Here is a 20,705-nt window from a genome sequence, read left to right on the forward strand (position 1 = left end):
ACCCCCGTTTTACGGCGTACCGTCGGGCTGGTGACAGTCAGAGTGGAGCGCAACGGCCCCGTCTACACCGTTATCCTGCATCGCCCCGAAGCCCGCAACGCGGTCGACGGTCCGACCGCGAAAGCCCTCGCCGACGCCTTCCGGGACTTCGACTCCGATCCCACCGCCGCGGTCGCCGTGCTGTGGGGCGAGGGCGGCACCTTCTGCGCAGGGGCCGACCTGAAATCCCTTGGCACCGAACGCTCCAACGCCGTCACCGAGGAGGGCGACGGGCCGATGGGCCCCACCCGCATGAAGCTGTCCAAGCCCGTCATCGCGGCTGTCTCCGGTTATGCGGTGGCGGGCGGCCTCGAACTGTCGCTGTGGTGCGATCTGCGAGTTGCGGAGCAGGACAGCACCTTCGGCGTGTTCTGTCGCCGCTGGGGTGTGCCGCTCATCGACGGCGGCACCGTGCGGCTGCCGCGCATTATCGGCGAGGGCCGGGCCATGGATCTGATCCTCACCGGCCGCGCGGTGGGCGCGACCGAGGCGCTGCAGATCGGCCTGGTCAATCGGGTCGTCCCGACCGGCGAATCCCGCCGTGCCGCCGAGGAACTCGCCCTCGAACTGGCCGCGCTGCCCCAGACCTGCCTGCGCTCGGATCGCATGTCGGTGCTGGAGCAGAACGGGCTCGAGGAGTCGGAGGCCATTGCCAATGAGCTGCGACACGGAATGAAGGCGCTCATGGACGGGGCCCTGGATGGGGCGCAGCGTTTCGCCTCCGGCGCGGGCCGCCACGGCCGCCCGGCCTCGTGAGGGCGCAGGCGCGTCCCGGTCGAGCCTCGTGAGAGCGGTCGGGCCAGCCCCGAATAGGTCCGGCAGCGCCACATGCAACCGATCGGTACGCTAGCCGTTCGATGGATCGGCTGAGCGTATTGGACGAGATCTTCCTGCGGTCGCATCGGGGCATGGGCACCCCGATCGTCCTGCAGGGACTCTGGCGTACCGCCGAACCCGTGCATCCCGCCCTGCTCTGGCGGGTACACCGCGACCTGCGCACCGGACCGCTCGGCCGACGCGTGGCGCGCTCCCGGGTGCCGGGGGCGCGACCGCGCTGGCAGCCCAATGAGTCGGCGTATCCGTTCACCATGACGCCGGAGCCGATTCCGGTTGCCGCGATCCTGGATTGGGCCGACCGGCAGGGTGACGAGCTGAACCCGGAGACCGGTCCGGGCTGGCGGCTGACCGCTGCGCGCCTGGACGACGGCGGCTGCGTGGTGGCGCTGACCTGTTCGCACGCCCTGGCCGACGGGCGGGCACTGGTGCTGGCCATCGACAACGCGCTCGCCGGAATCCCGCTCGCGGCACCGGTTGCGGGCCATTCGGATTGGGCCGACGCCCGGCGCATGTGGGCCACCGTCCTGGGCGGGACCGCCCGCGCGCTGCGGCACGGCATTCCGCAACGGCCGAGCTCGCCGCCGCCGCGAAAGGCGCTGTCCGGCAGCCGCACCGACGCCGCCACCCGCAGCACGGTGCTCGAGATTCCGGCCCGCGAGTGGAATCGCGTCGCGGTCGCCCACGGCGGCACCGCCAACAGCCTGTTCGTCCACCTGGTCGCGAACATGCTGTGGGCCAGCGGTTTTCCCGGCGACACCATGGCCGCCAGCCTCCCGGTCGACACCCGCGACGAGCCGCGGGTGGACAACGACATGTCCATGACCGAGGTCGCCATCACCCGCGCGGATACCCCGGCGAGCCTGCGCGCCAAGGCCCGCGCGGCCTACGAGCACCGCATGACCAGTCCGGGCGGCATTCCGGAGGAGATCCTTCAGGTCGTCCCCGACCGCTGGGCGTACCGGCTGGCCAAGGGCGCAGGCGAACGAGACATCCTGTGCTCCAATATCGGAAACCTCCCGGAGTCCCTGCTGTCCCTGGGCCCGCACGCGTGCACCGGGGTCGCGGCCCGCGCCATCCATCCGAGCCTGCGCCGCGACGCCCTCCCCCGCACACGGCTCTCGGGGTATCTCAGCCGCATTGCCGACACCTATACGCTGTCGCTGGTCGGCCTCGACCCCGACGCCATCGGATCCGCCGCCGCATTGACCAAGCTGGCCGAGGCCACGCTCGCCGAGTTGGGTCTGCGCGCCAGACCGTGGTGACCGCGCACCACGCCGTGGTTACGTGAGCGCCGGAATGCGAACCCCTTGCCAGGCCAGGCGTTTGGCGCGATCCGGATCGAGTTCCACCCGCGGGGGCGAGTCGATGATCATGGTGGCGCGCCGCTCCTCGGTATAGGCGGGCCAGTTCGCGAGCGGGGTGCCGCTGCGGGCGAAGGACAGCCAATTGTCCTGGAACTGCCGGGAGACGGCCCGGAAGGCGCGGTGGCCACCCGCGGAGGTCAGGGCCCGGCCGAAGACCGAGTCGACCGCCCCGAAGACCGGGATCAGATCCAGGGCGTGGGTCGCACCGAAGCCCGCCAAGTGGACTGCGCGGGGCGCGAAGTCGTAGCGGTAGGCGTAGGTGGGCGCGAATCGGCTGTGCGCCTCCATGACTCGCACCGAGGGACGCCAGAAGGTGAAGTCCCCGCCCATGCGGACGGCGGCCCTTTTGCCCGGGAAGCCGGGATAGGCGGCGGCGAGCCGGGATTCGACGGCCGCGCCGTAGTCGGCGAGTGCCTCGTGCATGCGCTCGGGCGAGGTCGGCATGGTCTGGCCGAGCTTGGTGAACAGGGGCGTGTCGCCGCCGCCCGGGCTCAGGGCCTGATCGACGTGGCGCAGCACCCAGCGCATGCGGTCGGGGGTGGTGGGGAGGGTGTCGTCGAAGCGGACGAACAGGGTGGCCTCATCGCGATTGGTGCCGATGATGAGCGGCACCCGGTGCGCGGTGCCATTGCTGAAGGCCGCGATGAGCGAGGTCGGCAGATAGTCGCCGTCCACCACGGGGGCGACCGGGAAGAGACCGGGCTGCTCGCGCATCACCTTCGAGACCGTGCGGTCGACCGCGCGGCGAATCTCGTTCGCCGGGAGCTCCCGCAGCGCCTTGGCCGCGTCCTCCGGGGCGATGCCCAGCTGATCGAGGCAGCGGCGCGCGAAGAGCCGGGCCTCGGCCTGCGTCGGGGCCCAGTCGGCGGGTGCGCTCTGCGCGATGCCGCGATGGAACAGGCCCGCGGCGGCCGGGGTGCACAGGAGCGCCAGCACCGCGTGGGCACCGGCCGATTCCCCGAAAATGGTGACATTGTTCGGATCGCCGCCGAACGCGCCGATATTGCGCCGCACCCATTCCAGGGCCGCGACCTGATCGCGCAGGCCCATATTGGAGTCGAATGGGGTGGTGGGCGTGGAGTATTCGCCGAAATCGAGGTAGCCGAACGCGCCGAGCCGATAGTTCACCGACACCACGATCACATCACCGCGCAGCGCCAGCCGCGCACCGGAATACAGCCGCAGCGCGGAGGTTCCGATCAGGTAGCCGCCGCCGTGAATGAAGACCATGACCGGGCGCGGGGTGGCCGCGGGCTCGTTCGGGACCGTGACATTGAGCGTCAGACAGTCCTCGCCGGTCGGCTGCGCCTGCCGGGGCCCGATCCGCGCGCCGTCGCGGTGTTGCATTGCGGCATAACCGAAGTCGGTGGCGTCACGCACCCCACTCCACGGCTGCACCGGCTGCGGCGCTCGAAAACGGAGGTCGCCCACCGCGGGAGCCGCGAAAGGAATGGACCGCCAGCGTGAAACGCGGCGGCCCCGGATTCCGCGAACCACTCCGTCCGCGGTTGTGATGTCTGTCGTTGCCACCATCCGAAAAGCGTAAGCCGAACTCTCGGCCGCTCCCAGGGGCTTATGCCCCGGCCCGAAAATTCGCTGCCGCGACCCCCGAAAATTCTCGTGGCGGCGACGAATTCTCGGAAATCGTTCGATCCGGGGCCGTCCGCGCGGGACGACCCCGGAATTCGGTGCCGTCGCTACTGCAGGTAGCCCTCGACCTGCCGGGCGGAGTTGACCTCGGCCTCGTCCGGGTTGCGGCCCTGATCGAGGCGGGCGCGACGCTGGCGCAGCAGGTCCCAGCACTGATCGAGCTGGACCTCGATCTCGGCCAGCTGGCGACGCTCGTCCTCGGGGTCGATCTGGCCGCCGGTGGTCTTGGCGCGCAGCTCGTGCTCACGATCCACGAGTTCCTTGATGCGCGCGTGGATGTCCTTTTCGGTCATGCGCTCCACTGTACGACCCGGGCCAGCGCATCCCCGGCCAACCGGACGGCCTTCGGCAGGTCCGCCAGCGGCAGCGCGGCATAGCCGAGGGCGAGGCCGAAGGTGTGCCGGGGACCGACGTGATAGCGGGCCAGGGCGTCGAGGTAGACGCCGAGTTCGCGGGCGGCGGCCACCGCGCGATCCTCGTGGTCGGCCGAGTCGAGGGGCACGAAGACATGCGATCCGGCGTCGTCACCGCGAATCTCGAGACCGCGGCCGCGCAGTTCGGCCACCACGAGCGCGCGGCGTCGCGGCATATCGCGACGCAGTCGGCGCAGGTGGCGCGCCAGATCGCCGTGGCGGGCGAGTTCGACCACGACCTGCTGCCCGGCCGGGGCCGGGCTGGTGCCGGTGAGTTCGCGGTGGGCCAGCACCGCCTCGGCCACGGCGGGGTCGGCCACCAGCCAGCCCACGCCGAGGGTCGGGGTGAGGATCTTGCTGGTGGTGCCCAGGTGCACAACGGCGTCGGGGGCCAGGGTGGCCAGCAGCGGCAAAGGGGCGGTGTCGTAGCGCAATTCGCCGTCGTAGTCGTCCTCGATCACCAGAGCGCCGGTGCGGCGGGCGAATTCGATGAGGGCCACCCGGCGGGCGGCGGGCATCCGCGCGCCGAGGGGAAACTGATGCGCCGGAGTGCAATACACCATGCGCGCGTGCTCGTGCAGCAGATCGACCCGCAGGCCCTCGGCGTCGACCGGCACCGGGACCAGCTTCGCCCCGGCCGCGCGGAAGGCTCCCGCGGCCCGTTGATAGCCGGGATCCTCGACGGCCACCACGTCGCCGGGACGCAACAGGGCCGCGGCGAGTTCACCTGCGGCCGAACTGGTTCCGGCGGTGGCCAATACCGTGGTCCCGCTGCTGGCACCGAGCCCGCGATGCCGCAGCAGGTGTTCGACGACGGTCTCCCGGAACTCGGGCTCACCGCGACGGTCCCTGCGGATCAACGGTATTCGATCCGAGGCCGCCCGCCAGGCCCGTCGCCAGGCGGCCGGATCGATGGCCTCGATGGAGGGCGCGCCCGCACCCAGATCCAGCAGACCCGCCAGGGGATCGACCCGCTCCGGTCCGTCGGCGTGCGCGGTGACCGGCGCGGGCGCGGCCGTCAGGTAGGTCCCCGACCCGTGCCGCCCATCCAGCCAGCCCTCGGCGTGCAACTGGTCATACGCGGCGGTCACCACGGTCCGACTCACCCCGAGCCGCTGGGCCAACTCCCGCGACGACGGCAACCGATCCCCACCGCGCAGCGTGCCGGTGGTCGCGGCCCGCCGCAGCCCCTCCGCCACCTGCGCGGCCAGCGGCATGCCGCTCTCACGGTCGATCGTGAACGGCAAATCGTCGTCGACCAGGCGATTTCCCCGCAAGTGGCCTCCTGATCACTGAGCAATCGGTCCACGTCAGCATGCCACTACAGGGATACGTCATCCAAAGTGGTCCGTGAATCTTGCGGAGAATTGGCTATTAAGTAATGCCATTTCGCCCGCGAAACTGGTCCCATGAGTGAGACAGCTTCGACTCGGCCGCCCTTGTCACCCACCCCGCGCAGCAGCCTCACCCGGTCCAAGGAGCGGGGGCGCACCGACCGCGCCGACCTGGACGCGGTGCTGGACGCCGGGCCGATCTGCCACCTGGGCGTCGTCCTGAACGGCACCCCCGTGGTCATCCCCACCATCTACGGCCGCGACGGCGACACCCTCTACCTGCACGGCTCCACCGGCTCGGGCAACCTGCGCGCCGCCATGACCGGCGACGTCTCCGTCTCGGTGACCCACGTCGACGGCATCGTCTACGCCCGCTCGGCCATGCACTTCTCCATGAACTACCGCTCCGCCGTAATCCACGCCCGCCCAATCGAACTCACCGACCCCGCCGAGCGCCTGCACGCCCTCCACGTCATTGTCGAGCACGCCGCCCCCGGCGCCTGGGACGCGGTCCGCTCCCCGAACAAGAAGGAAATGGCCGCCACCCTGGTCCTGGCCCTGGACCTCACCGAGGCCTCGGTGAAGATGCGCACCGGCGGCCCCCGCGACGAGCCCGACGACATCGCCGCGGGCGGCGTGTGGGCCGGAGTCCTCCCCATGCGCCAGGTCTTCGACGCCCCGATCCCCGCGGACGACCTGGACCCGGGCATCGAAATCCCCGCGCACGTCCTGAACAGGTGCACCGCCGCGCCCTCCGCCCTCCAACCCCTCTGAAAATCTCACGACCATGCACTGGCGCAGGGCATTTCGGGACATTTATCCGCGCTGGTGCATGCTCGTCGCTATTTGAGGAGGCGGGACATGCGGCGGTCGGCGAGGATTTTGCCGGAGGTTTGGCAGGTGGGGCAGTACTGGAAGGACTTGTCGGCGTAGGAGACTTCGCGGACGGTATCGCCGCAGACGGGGCAGGGCAGGCCGGTGCGGGCGTGAACCTGGAAGCCGGAGCGCTTTTCGCCCTTGAGGCGGGCGGCGTCCTGGCCCACCGAGCGTTGGATGGCGTCGGAGAGGGTGGCGCGCATGGCGGAGTAGAGGCGGGCCAGCTGTTCGGCGTCCAGGGTGCCGGAGTTCGCGAAGGGGGAAAGCTTTGCCGAGTGCAGGATTTCGTCGGAGTAGGCGTTGCCGATGCCCGCGATCAGGGTCTGGTCGGTGAGGGCGGTCTTCACGCGCGCGGAGGTGCCGTGCAGGATCTCGGCGAATTCGGGTTCGCTCACGGCGAGGGCGTCGGGGCCGAGGCGGGCGATGCCGGGAATCGAGAGCGGGTCCTCGGTCACCCACACGGCCAGCCGCTTCTTGGTGCCCGCCTCGGTGAGATCGAATGCGGGCGTGGCCCCTTCGGGGGTGAAGAAGTGCACCCGCAGGGCCAGCGGCCCCTTGCCGGGCTTGGGCGGACTGGCTCCCGGCTCGTCGATCCAGCGCAGCCAGCCGCCCCGCGACAGGTGCGTGATCAACCACAGCCCGCCGCAATCCATCCCGAGATGCTTGCCCCAGTGCCCCACCCCGGTGACGTCACGGCCCTGCAGTGCGGTCACCGGCGGATCGAAGGTCTTCAGCACACTCAGCGCCGCCACATCGACCCGCCCCACGACCGCACCCACCGCATGCTCGGCCAGGAATTGTTCCAGGGCCACGATCTCCGGCAACTCGGGCACAACCGCAGCCTACCGACCAGGACCGACACTGTCCTTCCACGATCGGTGGCGTGCCGCTAGCTTGCTCGAGGCTTGGGGTACGTGTCACGGAAGACGGTGTGGGTGAGGGGGCGGCGGCCCGGGTGCCGTCGGGTTTCAGCCGGGTGGCCGACCGACATGAGCAGGGCGATGGCCAGGTCGTCGCGGTCCTCGATGCCGATCACCTTCTTGACCTTGGTTTCGTCCCAGCCGTTCATCGGAGAGGTGGCGAGGCCGAGTGCGGTGGCGGCGAGCATGACGTAGGCGGCGGCGAGCATGGCGTCCTTGACCGCGTATTCGCGCAGCAGGTCGCGGTCGGCGAGGGACCGCTGGAATTCGGTGGAGGCGGCGGCGAATTCGGCGATGAACTCGTCGTTCCAGGCGTGGTTGCGGCGGGCCAGGTCGAAGATGTCGGTGCGGTCGGCGCGCCAGGCCTGGGGTTCGGCGACGAAGACGAGCATGACCGGGGCCTCCCGCGGCTGTGGCTGCCCGTCGGTCGCCCACGCCAGGTCCTCGCGCCGGGCCGGATCGGTGACCACCACCAGGGACCGGTCCTGGAGGTTCCAACTGGACGGGGCTTCCATCGCCAACTCGAGGAGTGTTTCGAGGGTCTCGGGCGCGATGGGGTCTGGGCGGTAGTGGCGGACGGTGCGGCGGGTGCGGATCGCCTCGGCGACGCTCATCGTGGTCATGCCACTAACCATCGGAGAGTGACACACTTTCGGAAAGACAGCACTAATTAGTGCGTTACTCTCCCCAAGGTGACAATCGTCGAATCCTCCGGCCTCCCCGCCGACGTCTACTCGGCCAAATGCCCCACCCGGCAGGTCCTCGACCACATCGCGGGCAAATGGACCGTGCTGGTGATCGATTCGCTGCTGCAGCAAGGCACTTTGCGCTACACCGATCTGGCCCGGCGCATCGGCGGCGTCTCCCAGAAGATGCTCACCCAGACCCTGCGCAGCCTGGAGGCCGACGGATTCCTCACCCGCACGGTGCATCCCACGATTCCCCCGCGTGTGGAGTACGAACTGACCCCGCTGGGCCGCAGCCTCGCCGAACCCATTGCCGCCCTGCGACAGTGGACCGAGGAGCACATCAACGAGATCGAACGCGCCAGGGCCGCCGCCCACCAGTGAACGCGGCCCCGGGACGTGAATCCGTCAGTCGCGGAACTGCTCTCGCAGCAGGAACCGCTGCACCTTGCCGCTGGGCGTCTTCGGCAGTTCGGGCACGAAGTGGACGCGCCGCGGATAGACGTGTGCGGCCAGCTTCTGCTTGACGAGTTGCTGGAGTTCGGCGACCAAGGCGTCATCGGGCTCGACGCCCGGCGCGGCCACCGCGATCGCGATCAGCACCTCGCCGCGCAGTTCGTCGGGCACCCCGATCACGGCCGCCTCCGACACCGAATCATGCCCGGCGAGAACGCTTTCCACCTCGAACGGCCCGATCCGATAGCCCGCCATCAGAATCACGTCGTCGTCGCGGGAGGCGAAGGTGAGGTAGCCGTCCTCATCCCGGGACGCCACATCGCCGGTCAGGTACCACCGGCCGTCGGCGGTGAAGCGCTTGGCGCTGGCCTCGGGTGCGTTGCGGTAGCCGCGGAAGGTGAGCAGCGGGCTGGAGGTCGCGATGGCCACCCGCCCGGCCGCGCCGGGTGCGGCGGGTTCCTCGGAGTCCAGGTCGAGGATCTCCACGGTGTACCCGGGCATCGGATGCCCCATGGACCCGATCTTGATGTCCGCGAGCAGATCCGGATGCCAGGCATTGACGACGGTCATACCGGTCTCGGTCTGCCCGTAGTGGTCGCGAATCGCCACGCCGAGCGTCCGCTCGGACCAGGTGATGACATCCGGCGTGAGCGGCTCGCCCGCCGAGGACAACCGCCGCAGCGACACCCCTTCGGGGACGGGAACATTGCGCAATGCCCGGTAAACCGTCGGCGCGGCAGCGAAATTGGTGACACCGAACCGTGCCAGCACCCGCCAGGTCAAGACCGGATCGAAGGCCGCGCACACCAGCAGGCTGCGCCGCCCCTTGGCCATCGGCGCGAGGATGGCGATGTAGAGCCCGTACGCCCACCCGGGATCGGCGATATTCCAGAACACATCGTCTTCGGCGTAGTCGATGCCGTATTCGAGATACATGACCACGCCCGCCATGCCGCCCAACCGCATGGGCACGGCCTTGGGCGTCCCGGTGGTACCGGAGGTGAACAGCTCGACCAGCACGCCGTCACCGCCAATGGACACGGATTTCGGTGCGGGACCGGTATTTTCGAGCAGCTCCCCGAACGCCACATCATCACCCTCGGGCGCACCGGTGGTGATGACCCGCCACTCCCGATCGGCCGGAAGGTCCTCTCCCGGTGCGAGTTTGGCCCGCTGCGCCCCGTCGGTAATGACGAATTTGGTGCCGTTGCCCGTGACCCGCATGGCAATCGCGCCGGGCGCGAACGCGGTGAACAGCGGCACATGCACCGCGCCGAGCCGCCAGATGGCCAACAGCGCGATGACCAACTCCTGCGACTTTCCCATCAGCGTGGCAACCCGATCCCCCTCCACCACACCGAGTTCCGCGAGCCCGGCGGCGACCCGCTCGGACTTCTCCCGCAACTCCCCGAAAGTCACGTCCACACTGCTCAAATCCGGCTGCACAAAGGTGAAAGCAACCGCATCGGCAGGATGCCGGTCGCACAACAACTCGGCCGCATTGGCATCGGGCGCACCGTACTCGTCACGAAGCTGTTCCGCGCGCTGGATCGGGGATGTCATGCAGCGACTATTGACGCCTCGCCAGTAAGAGTCAATAGCTGACGCCAGGACGGCATCGCGGGAGGGGTCAGAGCCCGCGGCGCAGCAAGTACGTGTCCATAATCCAGCCCTTGACCGCACGCAAGGCGGCGCGGCGGCGGACGATCTCGTCTTCGACCGCACGCAGGGGGCCTTCGATGATGAGTTCGTCGGGCATGCCGAGGTAGGCGCCCCACCAGATGTGGATGTCGTCGCCGGGGATCTGGGTGAAGGAGCAGTCGGCGTCGAGCATGACCAGGGTGGATTGGCCGGGGGCCAGGCCGTCGTCGCGGAGTTTGCGGCCGGTGGTGATGTGGAGGGGTTCGCCGATCTCGTGCAGGACCATGCGGTGCGCGGCGGCCAGGGCCTGGACGCTGGTGATGCCGGGGATCACCTCGTAGTCGAACCGGATTCGCGCGCGCTGCAATACGCGCTCGACGATCCGCAGGGTGCTGTCGTATAGCGACGGGTCACCCCACACGAGAATGCCGCCCACGCCGTCGGTTTCGGTGAAGGCCCGTTCCAGGAGTTCGGCGCGCGCCTCGTGCCAATCGGCGACCGCGCCCTGATAGGCGGCATCCGCACCGCGGCCCGGCACGCTCCGGTCGCGCGGCGGGTCGGTGATCTCTACGATCGTGTGCGGTTGGGTCGCGTGTTCGGCCAGGATGGTGGCGCGCACGTCCACCAGTTCCTGTTTCTCGGCGCCCTTGCCGATGACAAAGAACACGTTTACCTGGCGCATCGCCTTGATGGCCTGCACCGTCACCTGGTCGGGATCCCCAGCCCCGATTCCGATCACATACAACTTCCGCACGGTGCGTAAGCTTGCCAGGCGTGGAGAGCGCCCGAGATACCCAGTACGAGGACCTGCTCCGATTGGTCCTGGAGTCCGGCACCCCCAAGGCGGATCGGACCGGTACCGGTACCCGCAGCATCTTCGGCCATCAACTGCGCTACGACCTGTCGCAGGGCTTTCCGCTGATCACCACCAAGAAGGTGCATCTCAAGTCGATCGTCTACGAGTTGCTGTGGTTCCTGCGCGGCGATTCGAATGTGAAGTGGCTGCAGGAGCACGGCGTCACCATCTGGGACGAATGGGCCGACCGCAATGGCGAATTGGGCCCGGTCTACGGCGTGCAGTGGCGGTCCTGGCCGACGCCGGACGGCACCCACATCGATCAGATCTCGCAGGTGCTGCAGACCCTGCGCACCGACCCGGATTCGCGCCGCATGATCGTCTCGGCGTGGAACGTCTCGGAGCTGGACAAGATGGCCCTGGCCCCCTGCCACGCCTTCTTCCAGTTCTATGTGGCCGACGGCAAGCTGTCGTGCCAGCTGTATCAGCGCAGCGCGGACCTGTTTCTGGGCGTGCCGTTCAATATCGCCAGCTACGCCCTGCTGACCCACATGGTGGCGCAGCAGACCGAGCTGCTGCCCGGCGATTTCATCTGGACCGGCGGCGATGTGCACATCTACGACAATCACGTGGAGCAGGTGCGCGAGCAGCTGACCCGCGAGCCGTACCCGTTCCCCACGCTGCACCTGCGGCCCACCACCTCGCTGTTCGACTACGAATACGAGGACGTGGAAGTCCAGAATTACCAGCATCATCCGGCGATCAAGGCCCCCGTCGCCGTATGAGCCGCACGATCGGGCTGATCTGGGCCCAGACGCCGAAGGGAATCATCGGGCGGGACAACGCGATTCCGTGGCGCATACCCGAGGACATGGCGCACTTCAAGGACGTCACCTGGGGGCATCCGGTGGTGATGGGTCGCAAGACCTGGGATTCGCTGCCCGCGCGTTTCCGCCCCCTGGAGGGCCGCCGCAATATCGTCGTGACCCGGCAATCCGACTGGTCGGCCGAGGGCGCGGAGCGGGCGGGCTCGCTCGCCGAGGCGCTCGAGCTGGCCGGTGACAGGTCGGTGTGGATCGCGGGCGGCGGCGAAATCTACCGTGCCGCAATGCCTCTCGCCACCGAGCTGATGGTCACCGAGGTGGACGCCGATATCGACGGCGACACCCTGGCCCCGGTGATCGACCCGGAATGGCAGGCCGATGACAGCGAGTGGCGGAAGTCGAAGAAGGGTCTGCGCTACCGCTTCCGTCGTTATACGCGGTAAGTCCGATAACGCGGATGCTCATCCCACAAGCGCGGGGAGGCGGAGCGGCGGCAATTCCCGCACACACGTCTCGAAACAGCCGATCCGTCCGGCCGCGTCCGGCATACTCAGCGATATTCCGGCGAAAGGCAGTCCATGGACAAGAAATCGCTGACCGCGGTCGCTCGCCAGCAGCTCAAGCTGGCGGCCACGGCCTCGAGCGGACGCAGTTCGATGACCATCTGCGGTGGCCACACCCACAGTCTGCGCCAGACGGTGATCGCCATGACGGCCGGACAGACGCTGGCCGAACACGAGAATCCGGGCGAGGCGACGCTCATCGTCCTGTCCGGAGTGCTGACCTTGATCAGCGGCACCAATGAGTGGAAGGGCTCGGCCGGGGACCTGATTGTGATCCCCAACGCCCGCCACAGCGTGAAGGCCATCGATGACGTGGCGTTTCTCCTGACCGTGGCCAAGTAGCCCGGCGGACACCGACCCACCGCGCGCGTCGGCTGTCGGGGCCTGGGCCTAGGCTGATGATCATGGGTGAGCCACAGCCGATCCTCGACCCGCTCACACCGGCCGCGATCTTCCTCGTCGCCACGATCGACGAGGGTGGCGAGGCGGTGGTGCGGGATCTGCTCGCAGATCTGCCCGGATTGCGCCGCTCGGTCGGCTTCCGGGTGCCCGGTTCGGGGCTCGCGTGCCTCACCGGCATCGGCTCGCAGGCGTGGGATCGCCTATTCTCCGGGCCGAAACCCGCGCAGCTGCACGAGTTTCCGGGATTCCTCGGTGAGAAGCATCAGGCTCCCGCCACGCCCGGCGATCTGCTGTTCCACCTCAAGGCCGAAACCCAGGACGCCTGTTTCGAATTGGCGATGAAGATCGCCGAGCGGCTCTCCGGCGCGGCCACCATCGTGGATCAGACGGTCGGCTTCCGCTACTTCGAGCAGCGCGATCTGCTCGGTTTCGTGGACGGCACCGAGAATCCGGAGGGTCAGCTCGGCATCACCGCCGCGCTGGTCGGTGATGAGGATCCCGAATTCGCGGGCGGCAGTTACGTCACCGTGCAAAAGTACCTGCACGATCTGGACTCGTGGAAGGCGCTCTCGGTCACCGAGCAGGAAAAGGTCATCGGGCGAACCAAACTCGACGACTTCGAACTGCCCGACGACGAGAAGCCCGCGAATTCCCATGTGGCCGTGAACGATCAGGACACCAACGGCACTATCATCCGCGCGAACATGCCGTTCGGGTCGGTCAAGGACGGCGAATTCGGCACGTACTTCATCGCTTACGCGGATGATCCGGCGGTCACCGAGACCATGCTGACCCGCATGTTCCTGGGCAGCCCGGACGCCGCCTACGACCGCATCCTGGATTTCTCCACCGCCGTCACCGGCACCTCGTTCTTCGCCCCGGCCGCGGGGTTTTTCGACGCGCTGCCGGACGCTCCCGCCCCGGCGGCGGCAGTACTCCGGGAATCTCCCGCAACCAATGGCGTGGTGTCCAGGGACGGATCTCTGGGTATCGGGACGCTGAGAAGGAGTTGAGGCATGAACAACCTGCACCGCGAACTCGCGCCCATTACCTCGGAGGCCTGGTCGGCCATCGAGGAGGAGGCGACGCGAACCTTCAAGCGGCACATCGCCGGTCGCCGGGTGGTGGATCTGTCCGGTCCGCACGGCACCGATTTCTCCGCGGTCGGCGTGGGCCGCACCACCCTCATCGGCTCCCCCGGTGATGGCGTGCAGGCCCGCCAGCGCGTGGTGGTCCCGGTGGTGGAGTTGCGGGTGCCGTTCACGCTCTCGCGCGAGCAGCTCGACAATGTCGAGCGCGGCGCCCGCGACACCGATCTGGACGCGGTGAAGGACGCCGCCAAGAAGATCGCGTTCGCCGAGGACCGGGCCATTTTCGAGGGCTATCCGGCGGCGGGCATCACCGGCATTCGGGCCAGCACCTCGAGCGAGTCGGTGAAGCTGCCCGGCGATCCGCGGCTGGCCCCCGAGGCGGTCGCGCAGGCGCTGAGCAAGCTGCGGCTGGCCGGTGTGGACGGCCCGTATTCGGTGCTGCTGTCCGCGGATCTGTACACCGCGGTGAGCGAGACCTCCGACCACGGCCACCCGATTCGCACCCATATCGAGCGGCTCATCGACGGCGAGATCATCTGGGCCCCGGCCATCGACGGCGCGTTCGTCTTGTCCACGCGCGGTGGGGATTTCGATCTGCAGCTGGGCCAGGATCTGTCTATCGGCTATCTCTCGCACGATGCGGAGTCGGTGCAGCTGTACTTCCAGGAGAGCCTGACGTTCCTGGTGTACACGGCCGAGGCGGCGGTCGCACTCGAGGCGTGACCACAGTGACGCTCGAGGCGTGATCAGTTGATCCGGAAGCGGTTTCGATACTCCGTCGGCGTGGTGTCCAGGGTGCGCCGGAAGGCCCGGGTGAGGGTGTCGGTGGTATTGAAACCGCACAGGGTCGCGACCCGTTCCAGGGTGTTGTCGGTCGTCTCGAGCTGATGGCGCGCGAATTCGACCCGGGCGGACTCGATATAGGCCGCCGGGGTGGTGCCGAGATCCGTCTTGAAGATGCGCGTCAGCTGTCGCTCGCTGACGTGCGCCTGGGCCGCCAGCTCGGCGACGGTGAGCTGCCCGGCGATATTGCGGGTGATGTAGTGCCGCAGATCGTCGATGCGCCGCGTCGTCGAGATCGGTTCCAGCGTCACGCTGAATTGGCTCTGTCCGCCGGGCCTTTTCAGGAACATGACGAGCTGGCGGGCCACGCGCAGCGCGAGCGCGTCACCGAAGTCGTCGGCGACCAGCGCGAGCGCCAGATCCAGGCAGGCGGTGAGTCCCGCACCGGTCCAGACGTTCTGGTCGCGAATGAAGATCGGGTCGGCGTCGACCGCGACGGCCGGATGCTCGGCCGCCAGCTGCTGTGCCGTGGACCAGTGCGTGGTGGCGCGCTTGCCGTCCAGCAGCCCGGCGTCGGCGAGGATGTGCGCGCCCACGCACACCGAGGCGATGCGGCGCGTGTGCGCGGCGAGGGTGCGCACCCACTCGACCACGCCCGGATCGCTGAGCGCGCGCACCCGCCCGTCCCCGTCGACCTCGACCGAACCCGGTACCACGAGGGTGTCGATGGCGCGGTCGGCGATCTGGGCGAAGGTGACATCCGGCAGCACCCGCACACCCGCGGAGGTCGTCACCGGATCCAGCGTCTCCGCCGCGAGGACCACGTGATATCCGGTCTCCCCGTTCATTTCTCGCTGCAGCAGCGCGAACACCTCCGGCGGCCCGGTCACGTCCAGCAGATCGACGCGATCGAACAGCGCGATCACGACGAATCGTTCGATGGTGCCCACGGTCCTCCGTCGGGTCGACGCGGCAATGTCCGGATCTGCAGGTTACATGACATTTCCGACACGGCCGCCGGGCCATAGCGTGGAAAACGTCCGCCGCACACGGCGGTTCGGACCTGTAACCAGGAGGAATATCCATGTCCGCGCAGACCCTGCGTGACCTCGGCGGCCTCGATCAGACCCCGGCCACCCTGGCCGACTCCACCCTGATCCTGATCGACTACCAGAACACCTACACCCGCGGCGTCATGGAACTGACCGGCTGGCAGCCCGCCCTCGACGCGGCCGCCGCCCTGCTCACCCGGGCCCGCGCGGCGGGTGCGAAGGTCATTCACGTCATGAACGACGGCGGTGTCGGCACCCCCTACGACATCCGCGAGGAGATCGGCCAGATCCATCCGCGCGTGGCTCCCCGCGACGGCGAACCCGTTGTGGTCAAGACGGTTCCGAACGGCTTCGTCGACACCGACCTCGCCGACCGCGTCGACGCCGCGGGCAACAAGAACCTCATTCTCGCGGGCTTCATGACCCACATGTGCGTCACCTTCACCACCGAGGGCGCGTTCCTGCGCGGCAACCATCCCACCGTCGTCGCCGACGCCTCCGCCACCCGCCCCCTGAAATCGGCGGCGGGCGAGGTCACCGCGGAGCAGCTGCACAATGCCGCCCTGGCCACGATCGCCGACCTCTACGGCGTCGTCGTCGCCTCGGGCTCCGACCTGAACTGACCCATCCGGCCCGGGCCCGAGCCCCCACCCCCGCACCGGAATCCGCCCGGCTCAGGCGAGTGCTTCGTTCCAGGGTTTGATACGCCAGGCGCTGACCACGCCGTGCAGGACGAAGGGGTCACTCTCGGCGAATTGCCGGGCGGATTCCTCGGTGGTGAAAACGGCCATGGAGCCGTCGGTTTGCGGATCGGCGAAGGTGCCGATCATGAGGAGCTCACCGCGATCGGCGAATTCCTTCCACCGCGCACAGTGCTCCGCGAAGTAGGCAGGCGCCCGCGCGGCCACATCCGGGGCCGAGTCGTAGAACAGGACGTACTTCATGCCTGCACTGTAGGTGCTTGCGGGTACGGTGACCGGCAGTTGGCTTCGGGAGGCGGTGGCGGGATGGTGCGGGCGGGCGTGGTGCCGGGGCGGCGGGTGGCCGGGTACGCGGTCGTGGGGTTGGTCTTGGTGGGGGTCGTTTGTGTGGGGACGGTGGGGGCGTTCGGGGTGAATCGGATATTCACCGGGCTGTTTTTCGGGGCGGCCGTGGCCGTCGGCGCGCTGATCGTGCTGTTCGGGCGGGATGGGGTGGAGTTGACCGAGGACGCGATCGTGCGGCGGACGCCGTGGGGTGCGTCGACCGTCGCGTGGGAGCGGGTGGTCGCGGGGCGGTTCACGCTCGGGGAGAAGGGGCGCTGGACGCTGGCGCTGGATCTCAATGGCGGGGACGAGCCGCATCGGGAGTTGGTGCTGCTGTCGATTCCGCCTGTGGTGCGGCCGATTTCGAACGCCTATGACATGCGCAAACGCGAGCAGGTCAATGAGATTCGAACCATTCTGCGGCACAAGCGGATTCCGGTGACCGTTCTCCCGGAGATCGCCGAAGCCCTGCGGTACCACTGGAAGATCGCGCCGCCCACCCGCTGAGCCCGCGACCGCCCACCTAGGGGAAATCCCTGAGGCATCGGCGACCGCAGGGGGATGTCCGCACCGCACCGCGCCGCCAAAATCCTTGGGGTGGCCGGTGATCGCAGCGTTCTCTATAGAACCTCACAGCCACGACGGATGGGATGCACAGCGGCAGGTGTGAGGGTGTTGATCGTGGCGTTGAGCGTTGCGGCGGAGGATTTCCGCCGGTACGGATGGACGATCGAGATGGCGGGTGACGGCCTCGATTTGATCACCGACGAGCGGATCGCCGCCCTCGAACTGACCGGCTCCGTCGCCGCCGGGGTGCGCCGATACCTGCGCGCCAACAACTTGTCCGGCCCGGTGCTCGAGGTCATGGGACCGCAGCGGCGGGAGATCCATCTGGTCGTCGGCGTGGCCAAGGCCGCGCGGGCCCTCGACAGTCTGCGGGCCGCCGGGGCGATCGTCCACACCGAGGGCGCGCGGGTGCCGCTGCCGGGTCCGGGCCGTGCGATCGCCTGGAGTGTCATGCCCCACGAGGCGCGCTGGGTGCCTCCGGTGGTGGCGCTCGCGGCCGCGGTGCGGGCCGTCGGTGGGTCCGAGCGCAAACCCGGACGGGTGGCCTGCTAACCCCGCGCTATCTCGGCTGGCTAGGGTGGGAGGGGTGATTCGCACCGCGGCGCTGGCTCATATCCGGGATCGGCGAATGCTGCAGACCCGATCCACCGGCAAGACCGTCTTCTATATGGCGGGCGGCAAGATCGACCCGGGCGAGACACCGGAAATGGCCCTGCACAGGGAGATTCGCGAGGAGCTCGGCGTGGGCGCCACCGCCGTCAGTGAATTGGGGGTATTCGAAGCCGAGGCCTACGGCCACGCCCCCGGTACCCGCCTGCACATGACCTGCTTCCTGGGTGAACTCACCGCCGCGCCCGAGCCGTCGGGCGAAATCGCCGAACTGCGCTGGTTCACCCTCGACGAATACGCCGCCATGGACGAGGTCGCCCCCGGATCGCTACTGGTCTTCCGCCGCCTGCACGCCCTCGGCCTGATCGACTGAATCACCAAATGAGTGCTCGAGGGCGAGGCCCTCGAACTCCCAATCCCTGCCGAAGCAGGGTCTGTAACCCCTCCGCTTATTCCTGAATGGCATCTCCGCCAACCGGATCCGCGGTGGACGCGGTCGTCCGGATTCCGGATCGCACCGAATCAAGGGTGATTGCAGTGATCAAACCGCTTACTCTGCTCGCCGCGGCCGCGCTGGCCACGGGTGGCCTCGGCTTCGGAACGGTGGCCGACACCCGGATGGACGCCGCCTGTCTGTGGGCGGGCGGCGCGCACCCGCAGGGGTCGGAGGTCGTCGCGGGCGGGTTCGCCTACACCTGTGGCAGCGATGCCGCCGGACCGCACTGGTTCCGCGGTGGTCCGGGCGGCGCGAGCACGGTACCCAATCCGGGCGCGGATTCGAATCCGGCGGGTCGTTTCAGCGCGGGCGCGCGGCAGCCCGGCACCGATTACGACGACTACTGCGTGGGCGACCAGCTCATTTCCGGCGTCGAGGATCAATTCGAGGCGGTACCTACCAGCGGCGGCCTGCTGTGGAAGTCCGCGGGCCCGGTGTCGGGTTGGACCTTCGATCCCGGTGTGGTGCAACCGAAGTCGTCGACCCGCTCCTCCGGCATGTGCCGGGACGGTCAGCTGCTCTGAGTCTTGTCGGCGGATTCCCCGGTGTAGGGCCGGTTCGGAATGAGCGTCGCCGAAGCGAGCCCGATCAGCAGGAACAGCGCGGCGGCCAACAGGGTGGTGCGGGTGGAGTCGGTGAATGCCCGGGTGAGCGCGTCCAGAATGGCCGCGGCACCGTGGTGTTCGCGCACCCCGGCGATCGCGCCACCCGCCGTTTCCCGGGTCGCGATGGCGAGGGTGTCGGCGGACTGCCGGGACAGATCCGGCACCTTCGACAGTCGCCTGGGCAGATCGTGGGCCAGCGCCGCCGACAGCAGCGCACCGATGAGCGCGGTACCGAAGGCCGACCCGACCTGCCGCACCGTGGACTGGGTGGCCGAGCCCCGACCCGAATCGTCCGGCGGCACATCGGCGAGCACGGTCCCGGTGAGCTGCGCCGACGCCATGCCGAGCCCGATGCCGTAACCGATCAACAGCACGGCCAGCCACCAGCCGGAGATGTGCGGGGTGACGAACAGCGCGGCCAGGGCCACCGCGACGGCCTCGACGGCGAGGCCGAGCTGAACCACCCGCACCGGACCGACCGCGCGCACCAGTCCCTCGGCGATGCCCGCGGCGAGAAACGCGCCGACCGCCATGGCCGCCAACACATAACCCGCGCCGAGTGTGGAGAGCCCGAGCACGTTCACCATGAACAGCGGCAGCACGAACAGCAGCCCGAATTCGCCCAGCGCCACCAGGAACGCGGTGATATTGCCCCACCGGAAGCTGGGAATCGTGAACAGCGCCGGATCCAGCAGTGCCGACCGCCCGATCAGCACCCGGTGTTTCTCCCAGCGCACGAACAGCAGCAGCGCGATCACCCCGAGCGCGAGCAGGATTGGAATCGGCGACATCGGCGCGGTCGTCGGCCAGTCCCATCCGGCGAGCGGGAATTCCCGCAGCGGCTTCCACCAGCCATAGGTCTGACCCTCGATGAGCGCGAACACCAACAGCGCGAAACCCGCTGCGCTGAGCAGGAATCCGTCCACGTCGAGTCCCGGCGCGGCCTTGCCCATGCGGGTCTCCGGCACGAACAGCACCAGCCCGATGAGCACCACCGCGCCCAGCGGCAGGTTCACCAGGAAGATCCAGGGCCAGGTGAAGTAGGTGGTGAGCCAGCCGCCGAGCAGCGGCCCGATGGCGGCGACACCGGAGATGACCGACCCCCACACGGCGAAGGCGATGACCCGGTCGCGCCCGCGGAAGAGGGCGTTCATGGTGGCCAGCGTCCCGGGCATGACCCCGGCCGCGCCGATGCCCTGCACGATGCGGCCCAGAATCAGCGGCCAGGCCCCGTGCGCCCGCGCCGCGAGCACGCTGCCGAGCAGAAAGACGACCACGCCCAGGGCGAACATGGTCCGTCGCCCGAGCCGGTCGCCCAGGCGTCCGCTGGTGATCAGCAGCGCGGCCAGCACGACCGCGTAGATGCTGTTGATCCATTGCGCCTGAGTGAAATTCAGCTGCAGCTCAGTAATGATGACGGGCAGCGAGACCGCGACAATGGTGCCGTCGAGCACCACCATGGACAGCCCCAGCGCGAGCACGCCGAGGGTGATCCATTTCTTGCGACCCAGGTCTAGCTGCGTTTCCGTCATCCATCGCTCCTGAACAGCCGTCCGAAGAACCCGATGTGCGCAGATGGCCACCAATGTGCCGCATGACCGGTTGACAGTCTAGGTGCAGGTGTCTGGTCAGCTGAACATTTGCAGACCACTCGCCCCGGAACGTGGTTTGGGCGG

At 68.6% G+C, this 20,705-nt stretch carries 24 protein-coding genes; 14 read left to right on the forward strand and 10 right to left on the reverse strand.

Translation table 11 applies throughout. From position 1 onward, the window contains the following. Nucleotides 1-30: 30 nt before the first annotated feature. Nucleotides 31-795 (forward strand): crotonase/enoyl-CoA hydratase family protein, encoded by a 765-nt coding sequence (locus tag VMT40_RS21015; RefSeq protein ID WP_326360130.1) that lies wholly within the window; start codon nucleotides 31-33, stop codon nucleotides 793-795. A gap of 101 nt (nucleotides 796-896) precedes the next feature. After that, entirely contained in the window at nucleotides 897-2,138 is a 1,242-nt protein-coding gene (locus tag VMT40_RS21020; protein ID WP_326360131.1) for a hypothetical protein, read from the forward strand. 18 nt (nucleotides 2,139-2,156) lie between these two features. Here VMT40_RS21020 and VMT40_RS21025 read toward each other — a convergent pair whose 3' ends face one another. The 3 genes from VMT40_RS21025 to pdxR all read right to left on the reverse strand — a co-directional run bounded on the left by VMT40_RS21025 (nucleotide 2,157) and on the right by pdxR (nucleotide 5,580). Further along, on the reverse strand, nucleotides 2,157-3,773 hold the full coding sequence (locus VMT40_RS21025; RefSeq protein ID WP_326360133.1) for a carboxylesterase/lipase family protein: 1,617 nt from the start codon (nucleotides 3,771-3,773) through the stop codon (nucleotides 2,157-2,159). Nucleotides 3,774-3,937: 164 nt separating this feature from the next. Next, nucleotides 3,938-4,183, reverse strand: a complete 246-nt coding sequence (locus tag VMT40_RS21030; RefSeq protein ID WP_326306128.1) for a DUF2630 family protein — start codon at nucleotides 4,181-4,183, stop codon at nucleotides 3,938-3,940. After that, nucleotides 4,180-5,580 (reverse strand): MocR-like pyridoxine biosynthesis transcription factor PdxR, encoded by a 1,401-nt coding sequence (gene pdxR / locus VMT40_RS21035; RefSeq protein WP_326360134.1) that lies wholly within the window; start codon nucleotides 5,578-5,580, stop codon nucleotides 4,180-4,182. Before pdxR ends, VMT40_RS21030 begins: the two co-directional genes overlap by 4 nt. A 132-nt stretch (nucleotides 5,581-5,712) precedes the next feature. On the opposite strand from pdxR, the gene VMT40_RS21040 reads away from it, so the two are divergent. Beyond that, nucleotides 5,713-6,411 (forward strand): pyridoxamine 5'-phosphate oxidase family protein, encoded by a 699-nt coding sequence (locus VMT40_RS21040; protein WP_326360135.1) that lies wholly within the window; start codon nucleotides 5,713-5,715, stop codon nucleotides 6,409-6,411. A gap of 68 nt (nucleotides 6,412-6,479) precedes the next feature. Here VMT40_RS21040 and VMT40_RS21045 read toward each other — a convergent pair whose 3' ends face one another. Continuing rightward, on the reverse strand, nucleotides 6,480-7,346 hold the full coding sequence (locus VMT40_RS21045) for an Fpg/Nei family DNA glycosylase (RefSeq protein WP_326360136.1): 867 nt from the start codon (nucleotides 7,344-7,346) through the stop codon (nucleotides 6,480-6,482). 56 nt (nucleotides 7,347-7,402) lie between these two features. Continuing rightward, nucleotides 7,403-8,056 (reverse strand): nitroreductase family protein, encoded by a 654-nt coding sequence (locus tag VMT40_RS21050; protein WP_326360138.1) that lies wholly within the window; start codon nucleotides 8,054-8,056, stop codon nucleotides 7,403-7,405. Nucleotides 8,057-8,125: 69 nt separating this feature from the next. Here VMT40_RS21050 and VMT40_RS21055 point away from each other — a divergent pair, with 69 nt between their 5' ends. Then, nucleotides 8,126-8,503, forward strand: coding sequence for a winged helix-turn-helix transcriptional regulator (locus tag VMT40_RS21055; protein ID WP_326360139.1), 378 nt, complete (start codon nucleotides 8,126-8,128; stop codon nucleotides 8,501-8,503). Between the two features lie 24 nt (nucleotides 8,504-8,527). Here the strand turns inward: VMT40_RS21055 and VMT40_RS21060 are convergent, their stop codons facing one another. Next, nucleotides 8,528-10,138, reverse strand: coding sequence for an AMP-binding protein (locus VMT40_RS21060; protein WP_326360141.1), 1,611 nt, complete (start codon nucleotides 10,136-10,138; stop codon nucleotides 8,528-8,530). 67 nt (nucleotides 10,139-10,205) lie between these two features. Beyond that, nucleotides 10,206-10,970 carry a precorrin-6A synthase (deacetylating) gene (cobF, locus tag VMT40_RS21065; protein ID WP_326360142.1) on the reverse strand — a complete coding sequence of 255 codons (765 nt, stop codon included), beginning with the start codon at nucleotides 10,968-10,970 and terminating at the stop codon, nucleotides 10,206-10,208. 20 nt (nucleotides 10,971-10,990) lie between these two features. Here cobF and VMT40_RS21070 point away from each other — a divergent pair, with 20 nt between their 5' ends. From VMT40_RS21070 to VMT40_RS21090, 5 genes are all read left to right on the forward strand, one after another. After that, entirely contained in the window at nucleotides 10,991-11,797 is an 807-nt protein-coding gene (locus VMT40_RS21070; protein WP_326360143.1) for a thymidylate synthase, read from the forward strand. Continuing rightward, complete coding sequence (locus tag VMT40_RS21075) at nucleotides 11,794-12,279, forward strand: dihydrofolate reductase (RefSeq protein WP_326360144.1); 486 nt, start codon at nucleotides 11,794-11,796, stop codon at nucleotides 12,277-12,279. The genes VMT40_RS21070 and VMT40_RS21075 overlap by 4 nt, the downstream gene beginning before the upstream one ends. Before the next feature lie 135 nt (nucleotides 12,280-12,414). After that, on the forward strand, nucleotides 12,415-12,741 hold the full coding sequence (locus VMT40_RS21080) for a cupin domain-containing protein (protein ID WP_326306118.1): 327 nt from the start codon (nucleotides 12,415-12,417) through the stop codon (nucleotides 12,739-12,741). A gap of 62 nt (nucleotides 12,742-12,803) precedes the next feature. After that, nucleotides 12,804-13,814 carry a Dyp-type peroxidase gene (locus VMT40_RS21085; protein WP_326360146.1) on the forward strand — a complete coding sequence of 337 codons (1,011 nt, stop codon included), beginning with the start codon at nucleotides 12,804-12,806 and terminating at the stop codon, nucleotides 13,812-13,814. Nucleotides 13,815-13,817: 3 nt separating this feature from the next. Then, nucleotides 13,818-14,615 carry a family 1 encapsulin nanocompartment shell protein gene (locus VMT40_RS21090; RefSeq protein WP_326360148.1) on the forward strand — a complete coding sequence of 266 codons (798 nt, stop codon included), beginning with the start codon at nucleotides 13,818-13,820 and terminating at the stop codon, nucleotides 14,613-14,615. Nucleotides 14,616-14,638: 23 nt separating this feature from the next. Here the strand turns inward: VMT40_RS21090 and VMT40_RS21095 are convergent, their stop codons facing one another. Beyond that, nucleotides 14,639-15,625: a GlxA family transcriptional regulator gene (locus tag VMT40_RS21095; RefSeq protein WP_326360149.1), complete on the reverse strand. Its 987-nt coding sequence runs from the start codon at nucleotides 15,623-15,625 to the stop codon at nucleotides 14,639-14,641. Between the two features lie 134 nt (nucleotides 15,626-15,759). Here VMT40_RS21095 and VMT40_RS21100 point away from each other — a divergent pair, with 134 nt between their 5' ends. Then, nucleotides 15,760-16,350 carry an isochorismatase family protein gene (locus VMT40_RS21100; protein ID WP_326360150.1) on the forward strand — a complete coding sequence of 197 codons (591 nt, stop codon included), beginning with the start codon at nucleotides 15,760-15,762 and terminating at the stop codon, nucleotides 16,348-16,350. Between the two features lie 51 nt (nucleotides 16,351-16,401). On the opposite strand, the gene VMT40_RS21105 is transcribed toward VMT40_RS21100, so the two are convergent. Continuing rightward, nucleotides 16,402-16,671 (reverse strand): YciI family protein, encoded by a 270-nt coding sequence (locus VMT40_RS21105; protein ID WP_326360151.1) that lies wholly within the window; start codon nucleotides 16,669-16,671, stop codon nucleotides 16,402-16,404. Nucleotides 16,672-16,710: 39 nt separating this feature from the next. On the opposite strand from VMT40_RS21105, the gene VMT40_RS21110 reads away from it, so the two are divergent. From VMT40_RS21110 to VMT40_RS21125, 4 genes are all read left to right on the forward strand, one after another. Next, nucleotides 16,711-17,259 (forward strand): hypothetical protein, encoded by a 549-nt coding sequence (locus tag VMT40_RS21110; protein WP_326360152.1) that lies wholly within the window; start codon nucleotides 16,711-16,713, stop codon nucleotides 17,257-17,259. Between the two features lie 174 nt (nucleotides 17,260-17,433). Then, nucleotides 17,434-17,871 carry a hypothetical protein gene (locus tag VMT40_RS21115; protein ID WP_326360153.1) on the forward strand — a complete coding sequence of 146 codons (438 nt, stop codon included), beginning with the start codon at nucleotides 17,434-17,436 and terminating at the stop codon, nucleotides 17,869-17,871. Nucleotides 17,872-17,905: 34 nt separating this feature from the next. Then, nucleotides 17,906-18,301, forward strand: coding sequence for an NUDIX hydrolase (locus VMT40_RS21120; RefSeq protein WP_326360155.1), 396 nt, complete (start codon nucleotides 17,906-17,908; stop codon nucleotides 18,299-18,301). Nucleotides 18,302-18,465: 164 nt separating this feature from the next. Beyond that, on the forward strand, nucleotides 18,466-18,948 hold the full coding sequence (locus VMT40_RS21125; protein ID WP_326360157.1) for a hypothetical protein: 483 nt from the start codon (nucleotides 18,466-18,468) through the stop codon (nucleotides 18,946-18,948). Here the strand turns inward: VMT40_RS21125 and VMT40_RS21130 are convergent. Then, entirely contained in the window at nucleotides 18,936-20,561 is a 1,626-nt protein-coding gene (locus tag VMT40_RS21130) for an MFS transporter (protein WP_326360158.1), read from the reverse strand. The genes VMT40_RS21125 and VMT40_RS21130 overlap by 13 nt on opposite strands. Between the last annotated feature and the right edge of the window lie 144 nt (nucleotides 20,562-20,705).

Origin of the sequence: Nocardia sp. CDC160 (genome assembly GCF_035818795.1) — a bacterium.
In the GTDB taxonomy this organism is placed as follows: Bacteria; Actinomycetota; Actinomycetes; order Mycobacteriales; family Mycobacteriaceae; genus Nocardia.